This is a genomic window from Atlantibacter hermannii (assembly GCF_009907385.1).
Taxonomy (GTDB): Bacteria; Pseudomonadota; Gammaproteobacteria; order Enterobacterales; family Enterobacteriaceae; genus Atlantibacter; species Atlantibacter hermannii_A.
The window spans coordinates 69122-79682 of record NZ_JAAATR010000061.1 but is presented as its reverse complement, the minus strand read 5'-3'; the positions used below and the strand labels follow the sequence as shown (position 1 = coordinate 79682).

Below are 10561 nucleotides of genomic sequence, written 5' to 3'. Positions count from 1 at the left end.
AACGAAACCCGCCCCCCTAAACTCCACCCATAAAAAAACCCCGGCGCACCGGGGTTTTTTATCGCCAAAGCACAAACGTTACACGTTTACGCCATGCTGGGACGCCAGCGCAGACAACCCGCCGGCAAAGCCCTGGCCTACCGCTTTGAATTTCCACTCGGCGCCGTGGCGGTACAGTTCGCCGAACACCATCGCGGTTTCGGTAGATGCATCTTCTGACAGATCGAAACGGGCGATTTCAGAACCGTTGTCGTTGTTAAAGATACGCATGTAGCTATTGCTCACCATGCCGAAGTTCTGCTTACGGGCTTCTGCGTCATAAATGGTGACCGCGAAAACCAGCTTTTTCACTTCAGCAGGCACTTTAGTCAGATCGACTTTGATCTGCTCGTCGTCACCGTCGCCTTCGCCGGTACGGTTGTCGCCCTGGTGCTCAACGGAGCCGCAGGCGCTGAGTTTGTTGTTGAAGAAGATGAAGCTGCTGTCGCTCAGCACTTTGCCGTCTTCGCCAACCATAAACACGGATGCGTCCAGGTCGAAGCCCTGTCCGTCAGTGACACGCGCATCCCAGCCCAGGCCAGCCATGGCGATGTTCATGGTCGGTGCTTCTTTAGTGAGGGATACGTTACCGCCTTTTACGAGAGAAACTGCCATTTTAAAGCTCCTGCTTTTAGGGAGAGAGACGGGCGGTGTTAACCGCCCGCTGTGTATTCAGATTAAGAGGCGTTAATGCCGTACTGGGCGCACACGGACGCCAGCCCGCCTGCATAGCCCTGGCCGACCGCGCGGAATTTCCACTCGGTGTTGTGGCGATACAGTTCGCCAAACAGCATCGCGGTTTCCGTGGAGGCGTCTTCCGTCAGGTCGTAACGCGCCACTTCAGTCTGGTTGTCATCGTTTACCAGGCGGATAAACGCGCCGGAGACCTGACCGAAACTTTGACGGCGCACCTGCGCGTCGTGAATGGTCACCACGAAAACAATTTTATCGACGTCAGCCGGGATCAGATCCAGTTTGATTTTCAGGGTTTCATCATCGCCGTCGCCTTCACCGGTACGGTTATCGCCGGTATGGGTCACGGAGCCGTCAACAGATTTCAGATTGTTGTAGAAAATGAAATCCGCGTCGCTGCGTACTTTTCCACTGGCGGACAGCAGAAAGGCGGAGGCGTCGAGGTCAAAGTCCTGACCATCGGTGGCGCGCACATCCCAGCCCAGACCAATCAGGACATTCTTCATGGTCGGCGCTTCTTTACTCAGTGATACGTTCCCGCCTTTAGAAAGAGAAACACTCATTGTTCAATCCTCTCTGGTTGATGTTGTTATTTGCCGGGGATAAGGAGGTTAACCCTCCTTTTTCTCCTCAGAATCGGGTTTACCGGGGAACATAATGCTCGCCACGATACCCAATGCAAGCACACCCAGAACCACAAACAGGCTGGTCGTTGCCGAAATATTAAAACCGTGGTGCCAGATATGGTCGGTTGCGTTCAGGCCAAGTTTAGCGGCGATAAAGAACAGCAACACGATAACGGCTTTTTCCAGGTGCACCAGATACTGCTTAAGGGCTTCCAGAACAAAGTACAGAGTACGCAGGCCGAGGATCGCGAACATCATGGCGCTGTAGACAATCAGCGGCTCGCGGCTGACCGCGATGATAGCCGGTACGGAGTCGAAGGCGAACATCACGTCCGACAGTTCCACTACCGCCACACACAGCATCAGCGGGGTCGCGTACAGCGCGGCTTTCTGACCGCGGCCAATGGTAATGTCTTTGTTTTCCGGCTTCGCCAGTTCTTCATCCACTTCTTTCTGGTTCAACAGGAAGGCGTGCCCTCTCAGTTTCGGCCAGATTGGGAAGAAGCGCTTAACCATACGGTAGGCGAGATGCTGAGAGTAATCCTCAATCTCGTCATCGTCGTCGCCGCTTTTCAGCATCATCACCGCTGTCCAGGCCACGATCAGCGCAAAGACGATCTCAACGTAAGGACCGAGGCTAAGCAGGCCGGTACCAATCGCAACGAAAATCCCCCTGAACACGATGGCACCGATAATGCCCCAGTACAGCACGCGGTGGCGGTAGCGGTCCGGCACGGCGAACCACGAGAAAATCGCCATCATCACGAACAGGTTATCGACCGACAACACTTTCTCCAGCGCGTAACCGGTCACGAACAGGCTGGCGACTTCCGCGCCGTGGTGAACATACAGGAACCCCGCGAACGCCATCGCCACCACGACCCAGAATACGGACCACAGCGCCGCGCTTTTCAGCGAGATCGGTTTGTCATGCCGGTGCATGAACAGGTCGATAAAAATGGCTCCCACTGCCAACGCAACGAATACCACCACCGTTTCTGTTGGAAAGCCAATATGCGTAGATACCATACAAAACCCTTAAGAAATGCTATCAAAGACCGAATTCGGCTGGTTCAAAGCCCAGTGCCAGGGCGATTTCACGCGCCGCTTTCTGCTCGTCCGGGTCGAAATTGCCGTCGCTTTTCGCCACCGCGATCCCCACACGTACCGCCAGTTGCGCGGCTTCGGGCTGATCTTTCAGCGCCAGAATGTACTTCATGGTTTCGCCTTTGCCGATTTCCATATCGAAATCGAAGCTGCTCACCAGTTTGTTAAAGAACTCGATGACTTCAGAGGTATCGAACACTTTCAACTCGTCGGAGGCGCGCAGAAAACCGATCATCTTCTGCTTCTCTTCGGAACTGACGCCGTCGCTGGATACCGCGATACGCGCGCAGACCGCCACCGTGCCCTGCATAAATTTTTTGTTCTTGAAACGGCCAACCTGTTTGGTTAACTCGTCGCGACTGGCGTTAAACGCCCCTTTTACTTTATTGAAGAAACTCATATCACACCCTCTGCCAAAGAAATTACTTGGAACCCGCTTTCCAGCTAAAGCCCCAGCCGAACGCCTTGTCCATATCGCTATGTCCATTAAAGAACTGGTTGATTCGTTCTACTTTTATATTGCCGTTTTCGTTAACCAGACGGGCGATGGCGCACATGTTGCGGTTGTTCTGCCCTTCGGTCATACGGGTTTCGATTGGCGGCTGGTCCGGGATGAACAGCGATACCACGCCGTCAGTTTTATCCCAGCTCGGCACCCCTTCGTAAATAAAGGCGAAAATCAGCACTTCGCGGATGTGTTTCCACTCCCGGCCATTGACGTGCAGCCACTCGCCGGTAGAAAACTCGCCGGTACGATCGTCGCCCTGCAACTGCACATACGGCTCGCTGTCCATGGAGCCGAAGCGGTTGCCCAGCGCCTGGATCACGGTTTTGTAACCGTCGCTCAGTTCAACAAACGCGCCTAAATCGAGGTCGATGCCCTTGCTGCCGCCAAATACGGCGCGCAAACCGGTCGCCGGATTACCGCGATGCCAGTTCAGGTTAATGCGGATCTCACCGAAGTTATCGCGCTTGGTCAGGCTGATTGCCGGTTTCTCTTTGGTCAGGGAAACCTTGCTGAGATTGATTTTTGACGGTGCCGGAGTGGGCGCAGGCGTCGGCGCGGGGGCCGCCGTCGGTGCAGGGCTATCCGCCACATCCACGCCGAAATGCTCCGCCAGCGGTTTCAACCCGCCGTTAAAGCCCTGGGCGATAAAACGGAATTTCCACTCGCTGTTGCGGCGGTACAGTTCGCCTAATATCAGCGCCGCTTCCTGGCGACCGTTCAGATCGACTACGCCATTCAGCAATACTTGCCCCGCCGCTTCCACCTGGATTGCCAGACGTTGCAGGCCCGCCACGGTCTGGTTGCCGTCGCAGGTGACGGTAAAGGCCACTTTTTGCACATCGGCCTGAAGACGGTTGAGATCCACGCTAAACGCGGTGTTGTTGCCGTCATTAGTTAGCGCGATGGTGGCGTCGTCATTCTTAGGCTGGCCGTAAAACACCATATCGGCGTCGCCCTTCACCTTGCCGGTCGCGAACAACCGGAAAGCGGAAGCGTCAACCGCCGCGCCGGACAGCACGCGCACCGTCAACGGTTGAGAAGGAACGGAGGCATTGCCTCCCGCCGTCATGTTCATGAGCGCACCACCGCCGCGACGATGTCGCTGTGCATATCGTCAATGGTACGGCCGCTACAGGCTTTGCCCAGCGCGGTGAAATCCCATTCGCCGTTGTTGCGGCGCAGAGAAGCGATCACGATGCCGGTGTGCGAGCCCTGCTCGTTCAGCTGATAGCGCGCCAGCTCTTTATTGTTCTGGTCGACCACGCGGCAGAAGGCGTTTTCCACGTCGTTAAAGCTCTGGCCGCGGAAGCTGTTAACGGTAAAGGCCAGATATTCCACCTGGGCAGGCAGACGCGTCAGATCCACGCGGATAACTTCATCATCGCCGTCGCCTTCACCGGTCAGGTTATCGCCGCTGTGTACCACGGAGTTACAGGAGGATTTCAGCTTGCGGAACCAGACGGTATCGATTTTGCCGCCGGACTTATCGAGCAGTACGCAGCCCGCATCAAGATCGATGGAGTCATTACCGCCAAACAGTTTGCCTAGCATCCCTTTCTTCTTGATGGGATCCCAGCCCAGGCCGAAATGCAGCTGGTTGAGCGCCGACGATTGCTTGCTGAGTGAAACAGTTTGGTTTTTTGTTAATGAAACCATGGTCAGATCTCCATAAGTGGCTCGTGAAAAAGGTTGAGTTTTTTACACCAAAATCCTTCAGATAAAAATCATATCATGATGCTGTTAATGAACAAGATCATTTTACCCTAGATTTTTTAAAGAAAGGTAAATTCTTTATATTTCATAAAATTAAAAACGTACAACACGCTAAAATTCACTGAAAAATGTTAGCAAATCGGGAAGAGAAATACAGAAAAAAATACCGCCAAAATCAGATCATATTATGATTGACAACTTTTTTGCCGCTTTCTAGACTTGTACATTAACTGTAGCCATTCACTCTCGCCCCATCGGTAATAAAAAAATGACCAATAAAATCTGGCTAATGGAAGGCTTATCCTCCCAGCGCGATCTGATTCAGGGCATCCGCGCGTTCGCGACGCTGAAGCAGGCCGATGTGACGGTGATTGCGTCGCACCGCAACGATCGCCACGAGATCCTCTCACAGGCCGATATCGCGCTGACTGAACCGCAGGAAGCCGCCGATCGGCTGGCGTTTATCCTTGCCATGGTGAAAAAGCTGGGCGTTAAGGCCATTCATACCGGGCGCCACGCCGCCTGGTTTGAAGCCCATCGCACGGCGATTACCGCCAGCGGCGTCACGCTCACGACCGGCTCTCTTCAGCCCGCCATGTTTGAGCTGGCCGACGATAAAGTTGAATACGCTCACTCCATGGAAAAAGCCGGTTTGCCGGTGGTCCCTTCCCTGCGTGTGGAATCGGTAGACGAACTGCGCGCGCTGATTGCCCGCTCCCCCTTTGCCAGCAAATCACTGTGCGTTAAACCGGTGAAAGGCATTTATGGCATGGGATTCTGGCGGTTTGATGAAAGCGTCTCGCCGATGGCGCACTTTATTAACCCCGACAGCCGCAAAGTGAACGCGCGCTTTTATCTCAGCGCGCTGGAGCAGGCGGGAGTGTTTGAACCGCTGGTCCTGATGCCGTATCTCCCCGGGCCGGAATATTCGGTGGATATGCTGGTGGAAGACGGCGCGGTGCTGGCGGCGGTGGGCCGCCGTAAAGAGGGCTCAGTGCAGTATCTCGAAAACCACGGCGAAGCGTTCGAACTGGCGAAAGCCTGCGCGCGCCTGATGAAGGCCGATGGGCTGGTCAACGTGCAAACCCGCAACACCGCCAGCGGCAAACCGTTGCTGCTGGAAATCAATATGCGTCCGTCCGGGGGCATCGGTTATACCCGCCTGAGTGGCGTGAACCTGCCGGGCCTGTTCGCCTTCCGCCAGCTTGGGCTGATGAGCCAACAGGAGGTGCTGGATGAAGCGGAACGCGCCTTTGCGCCTGCCGTCGTCAGGCCGCTGACTGAAGCGGTCAACTATCCGACCGCGCTGACCAATCTGTATCGCGAAGAGAATGACCATGAGTGAATTTAGCCGCACGCTTTCCAGCGGAACGTTACGCGTGAGGCCTACGGGCGGTATGCGCCAGCTCGATGAACTGTTCGAACTGGCGGAGCGCCGCAATCCGAAGCGCGCCTTCTTGTTCGTCAGCAAAGTGCTGGGCCGACACATCCCGGTCGCCCCCGGCATTATGCGATCGGTGTATCGACAGCTGGCGGAACAGTTTCCTGGGCTTGAAGCGGGCCCGGTACTGTTTATCGGCATGGCGGAAACCGCGGTCGGCCTGGGCGCGGGCGTGTTTGACGAACTGCGCCACCAGGCGGCGGAACCGGTGTATCTGACCTCGACGCGCCATCCGGTGCCCGGCGAACTGCTGTGCGAGTTTAAAGAGAACCACAGCCACGCCACCGATCACCTGATCTATTTGCCGGATGATGCCGAACTGCGCCGCCGGGTGCGTAATGCCCGCACGCTGGTGCTGATTGATGACGAAGCCACCACCGGCAACACCTTTATTAATTTGCTGGATGCGCTCCAAAACGCCGGGCTGACGCAGCTTACCCAGGTGCTTGCGGTCACCCTCACCGACTGGAGCGGCGACGCCCTGGCGCAGCGCTGCACCTTGCCGATCGCCACCGTATCGCTGGTGCAGGGTGACTGGCACTGGGAGCCGAATCCCGATGCGCCCGTACCGGTGATGCCTGCGGTGAACGTCACGGCGACGGGCAGCGTGCCGATTACCGGCCGCCAGAGCTGGGGACGGCTGGGCATGGCGACGCCAGCGGCGGATTTGGGCGCGCATATTACCGCCCGGCCCGGTGAAAAGATCCTGGTGCTGGGCACCAGCGAATTTGTCTGGGAACCGTTTTTGCTGGCGGAGCGGCTGGAAAACGCGGGCGCGGAGGTGAAATACAGCTCCACCACCCGCTCGCCGATTGCCACCGGGTTCGCCATTCAGTCCGCCATTGCCTTTACCGACAATTACGGTCTCGGCATCCCCAATTTTGTCTATAACGTCGCGCACCAGCAGTTCGACCGCATTTTGCTGTGCGCAGAAACCCCCGCCGCCAGCATCGACCCGGTGCTGCTGGATGCGCTACGCCAGGTTGCGCCCCGCGTAGAGGTGATTAGCTATGAATAGACCGGTGATTTTTTCCGATCTCGACGACACGTTATTCCAGACCCGCCGCAAGATGGTGGATGAGCTGGATCTGGCCCCGTTTCGCACCGGCGCGCTGGATCGCAGCCTGGCGCCGCGCAGCTTTATGACTGAAGAACAGGCGATGCTGGTGGACTGGATGCTGGAGCACGCCGAGCTGATCCCGGTCACCGCGCGCGGCACTGAAGAAATCGCCCGCGTCACCATCCCGTTCCGCTCCTGGGCGGTGACCACCCACGGCGCGGTGATCCTCGACCCGCAGGGCCAGCCGGACGACACCTGGAAAGCGCTGATGCTGGCGAAATTACAGCCCTATGCAGAAAAACTCCTCGCCATGCAAAGCGCCATTACCGAGCTGATGGCGGCGCGCAATATCAACGGCTGGGCGCGGATTAACTATGAATACGGCGACGTACCGGTGTATCTGGTGATGAAACACCGCGACAGCACCCGGCTGGACGAACTCAACGCCATCGCCGATGAAATCGAACAGACTTTCCCCACCGAGGGCTATTACATCCACCGCAACAGCAATAACGTCGCCTGGCTGCCGACGGCAGTGGAAAAAGGGCTGGCGGTCACCTATCTGCTGGAAAAACTGCGCCAGCAGCGCGGCGTTTTCCCGGTGATCGGCCTCGGCGACAGCTTAAGCGACCACCGTTTTATGCGGCTCTGCACCTGGTTCGGCCTGCCGCGCCAGAGCCAGTTTGCCCACAGCATCACGCAGACGCTATTTGGAGAACTGTATGACTGATTTCACGCCGTTTTCCGGCTCATATTCACCGCAGGATATTCACTTTCTGCTCAACCCCGTTGAAATGGAAATGACGCCGGTCGACCAGAAAGAGCAGTTGATCCAGTCCGGCGCGCGCCACTATTCGGAAATGCTCAGCCAGGAGCCGGAGCCCACCACCTGGCATCTGGATATTTTTTCTCAGGCGCTGGATCGCGGCGCGGAACGCCTGGCCAAAGAAGTGGCGATACTGGCGCAGGGGCTGGCGGAGCGCTTCGGCGACACGCCAATTGTGCTGGCAAGCCTGGTGCGCGCGGGCGTCCCGCTCGGCGTAATGCTGCATCAAACCCTGCGCGAGATGGGCAAGGAATCCCATCATTACGGCATCAGCATTATCCGCGACCGGGGCATTGATGAGGCGGCGCTGGCGTGGATTGAAGCGCGCCACGGTAGCGAAGGCATTGTGTTTGTCGATGGCTGGACCGGAAAAGGCGCGATCTCCGGCGAATTACGCCGCAGTTTAGAGCATCGCCCCGGCTATCCTGAACAGCCGCGCCTGGCGGTACTCGCCGATCCGTGCGGCAAAGCCTGGCTCGCCGCCAGCGACGACGACTGGCTGATCCCGTTTGGCATTATGGGCGCGCCGGTTTCCGGCATGATTTCGCGTTCTATCTGGTCCGCCGAGGGTTTGCATGGCTGCGTGATTTGCGATCACCTGGCCCCATTCGAATGCAGCCGGATGCTGGTGGATACCGTGGCGCAATACCGCCAGCGGCTGGATCTCAGCACGCTGCCCCACGGCGACCTTTCTGAGGCGAGAAAAGCGCAGCTTCAGCAGCAAAGCGACCGGGTGATCCAGACGCTGGCTGACCGTTACCAGATTTCCAGCATTAACCGCATCAAGCCCGGCATCGCCGAGGCCACCCGCGCCGTCTTGCGCCGGGTGCCGGACCACGTGCTGGTACGCTCCGCCGCCGATCCCGACGTGGCGCTGCTGGTGTATCTGGCGCGGGAAAAAGGCATCGCGATTACCGAAGTGGGCGACGCCATCGGCCAGTATCGGGCGGTGACAATCATTAAAAAGGTGCTCTGATGGATAAACGGCTTTCACCCTGGCGTCTGGGCGCGACGCTGTATATGCCTGCCACCCGCACGGATATTGCTGACGCTATCCTGAATAACAAAATCAGCGGCCTGCGTTCACTGGTCATTTGCCTGGAGGACGCGGTCAGCGACGGCGATATCCCGCAAGCGCTGGATAATTTACGCGCGCTGCTGGGTCAACTCACGCAGGCCAAAGCCGCCCAGGGCAACGCCAGTTGGCCGCTGGTGTTTATCCGCCCGCGCGACAGCGCCATGGGCGAACGTCTGGTGCAGGAGATGGACGTCAGCGCCATCGACGGCTTCGTGCTGCCAAAATTTACCCTGGCCTCGCTGCCGGACTGGTGGCGCATCCTTGAACCCACGGATTTATGCATGATGCCGACGCTGGAAACCGAAGAGGTGTTCGACGTGGTGCAGATGCGTGAGCTGGCAACCACGCTGGTGGCTCACCCCTGCCATTCACGGATCATCGCCCTGCGTATCGGCGGTAACGATCTGATGAACGTGGTAGCCCTGCGCCGTTCACGCCATTTAACGCTGTATGACGGCCCGATGGGTTATGCCATCAAAATGCTGGTGGCGGTGTTTGCCTCGCGGGATTTTGCCCTCACCGCCCCGGTGTGCGAGCACATCGACGATCACCAGATCATGGACCGGGAACTGGCGCTGGATATCGCTCACGGTCTGGTGGGCAAAACGGCGATTCATCCCAATCAGATCAGCAAGATCGAAGCGGCGCTGATGGTGTCGCCTGGCGATCACGCTGATGCGCTGCGTATTCTGAACTCCACCCAGGCCGTGTTTAAATCCCAGGGGGCGATGTGCGAACCAGCGACCCACCGCCGCTGGGCATCAGGCATTCTCGCCCGCGCCCGGGTTTATGGCATCGCCAGCGAGCAGCCACAGGACGGCATTCGCCTGCTCACCGCCACGGTGAAAAATTAGTCAATATGCAATCAATAGACAACGAGACGCATTTTTTACCGGGAATACATTGCCAGTATCCGGGCGTTTGGCGATGATTTTGCGCCGCGTCGTTGGACACACTGAAATTTAAACTTTGAACGCAGGCTGTTTTTCATTATGCAACTGAGTACGCGACAAGCCCGAGTATATATGCTGGCCACCCTGCTGGGGCCGGGCAAGCCTGTGCCCGCCGCTAAAATCATTGCCACGCTGGCCTGCTCTGAGCCCACCCTGACCCGGGTTCTTAAGGAACTCAGAGAGTTTTATTCAGCGGAAATTAAGTACAGTAAAGCCAACCACACCTACCAACTCACCCATGCCGGACTGTTGGATAAAAAACAGCTGCGTCGGATGAACGAGGCGCTGAACGCCAACGCCGGGCGCAAAACCAGCGAAACCGTCAGCCACGTCTCTCTGGATAAAGAGAAGAAAAAGGCGGTCTCGCTGTCGCTGAAAATGTCGATCCTGCAAAAAATCGAACTGCTGGCGTTGCTCAGCAATATCACCCGCAGCGAAGCCGTGGAGATGATCGTCGGGGAATATGCCGATCGGTTAATTCGCGAAATCAAAGCCGAGCAAAAAGCGGGCGAGTAAT

Annotated in this window: 12 protein-coding genes; 6 read left to right on the top strand and 6 right to left on the bottom strand. The window is 57.2% G+C overall.

The annotated features are described in order from the left end of the window. Positions 1 to 78 precede the first annotated feature (78 nt). From GV764_RS16130 to GV764_RS16105, 6 genes are all read right to left on the bottom strand, one after another. Complete coding sequence (locus GV764_RS16130) at positions 79 to 654, bottom strand: TerD family protein (RefSeq protein WP_125295062.1); 576 nt, start codon at positions 652 to 654, stop codon at positions 79 to 81. Between the two features lie 62 nt (positions 655 to 716). Further along, a complete protein-coding gene (locus GV764_RS16125; protein WP_125295063.1) occupies positions 717 to 1295 on the bottom strand; it encodes a TerD family protein in 579 nt (192 codons plus the stop codon). Positions 1296 to 1343: 48 nt separating this feature from the next. Beyond that, positions 1344 to 2387 carry a tellurium resistance membrane protein TerC gene (terC, locus tag GV764_RS16120; RefSeq protein ID WP_161661010.1) on the bottom strand — a complete coding sequence of 348 codons (1044 nt, stop codon included), beginning with the start codon at positions 2385 to 2387 and terminating at the stop codon, positions 1344 to 1346. 22 nt (positions 2388 to 2409) lie between these two features. Then, positions 2410 to 2865: a tellurite resistance TerB family protein gene (locus GV764_RS16115; RefSeq protein WP_161661009.1), complete on the bottom strand. Its 456-nt coding sequence runs from the start codon at positions 2863 to 2865 to the stop codon at positions 2410 to 2412. Positions 2866 to 2887: 22 nt separating this feature from the next. Next, on the bottom strand, positions 2888 to 4048 hold the full coding sequence (locus GV764_RS16110; RefSeq protein WP_161661008.1) for a TerD family protein: 1161 nt from the start codon (positions 4046 to 4048) through the stop codon (positions 2888 to 2890). After that, positions 4045 to 4629, bottom strand: a complete 585-nt coding sequence (locus GV764_RS16105) for a TerD family protein (RefSeq protein WP_125295067.1) — start codon at positions 4627 to 4629, stop codon at positions 4045 to 4047. The genes GV764_RS16110 and GV764_RS16105 overlap by 4 nt, the downstream gene beginning before the upstream one ends. Before the next feature lie 325 nt (positions 4630 to 4954). Between GV764_RS16105 and GV764_RS16100 the strand changes: the two genes are divergently transcribed. From GV764_RS16100 to GV764_RS16075, 6 genes are all read left to right on the top strand, one after another. Further along, the gene (locus GV764_RS16100; protein WP_161661007.1) at positions 4955 to 6031 is read left to right on the top strand and encodes an ATP-grasp domain-containing protein; all 1077 of its coding nucleotides are present in this window, start codon (positions 4955 to 4957) and stop codon (positions 6029 to 6031) included. Beyond that, positions 6024 to 7145: a phosphoribosyltransferase domain-containing protein gene (locus GV764_RS16095; protein ID WP_476561222.1), complete on the top strand. Its 1122-nt coding sequence runs from the start codon at positions 6024 to 6026 to the stop codon at positions 7143 to 7145. Before GV764_RS16100 ends, GV764_RS16095 begins: the two co-directional genes overlap by 8 nt. After that, positions 7138 to 7917 carry an HAD family hydrolase gene (locus GV764_RS16090; protein WP_161661005.1) on the top strand — a complete coding sequence of 260 codons (780 nt, stop codon included), beginning with the start codon at positions 7138 to 7140 and terminating at the stop codon, positions 7915 to 7917. The genes GV764_RS16095 and GV764_RS16090 overlap by 8 nt, the downstream gene beginning before the upstream one ends. Then, positions 7910 to 8989 carry a cysteine protease StiP family protein gene (locus GV764_RS16085; RefSeq protein ID WP_161661004.1) on the top strand — a complete coding sequence of 360 codons (1080 nt, stop codon included), beginning with the start codon at positions 7910 to 7912 and terminating at the stop codon, positions 8987 to 8989. The genes GV764_RS16090 and GV764_RS16085 overlap by 8 nt, the downstream gene beginning before the upstream one ends. After that, positions 8989 to 9945: an HpcH/HpaI aldolase/citrate lyase family protein gene (locus tag GV764_RS16080; protein WP_161661003.1), complete on the top strand. Its 957-nt coding sequence runs from the start codon at positions 8989 to 8991 to the stop codon at positions 9943 to 9945. The genes GV764_RS16085 and GV764_RS16080 overlap by 1 nt, the downstream gene beginning before the upstream one ends. A 138-nt stretch (positions 9946 to 10083) precedes the next feature. Then, entirely contained in the window at positions 10084 to 10560 is a 477-nt protein-coding gene (locus GV764_RS16075) for a tellurium resistance protein TerW (RefSeq protein WP_161661002.1), read from the top strand. The last annotated feature ends 1 nt before the right edge of the window (position 10561 follow it).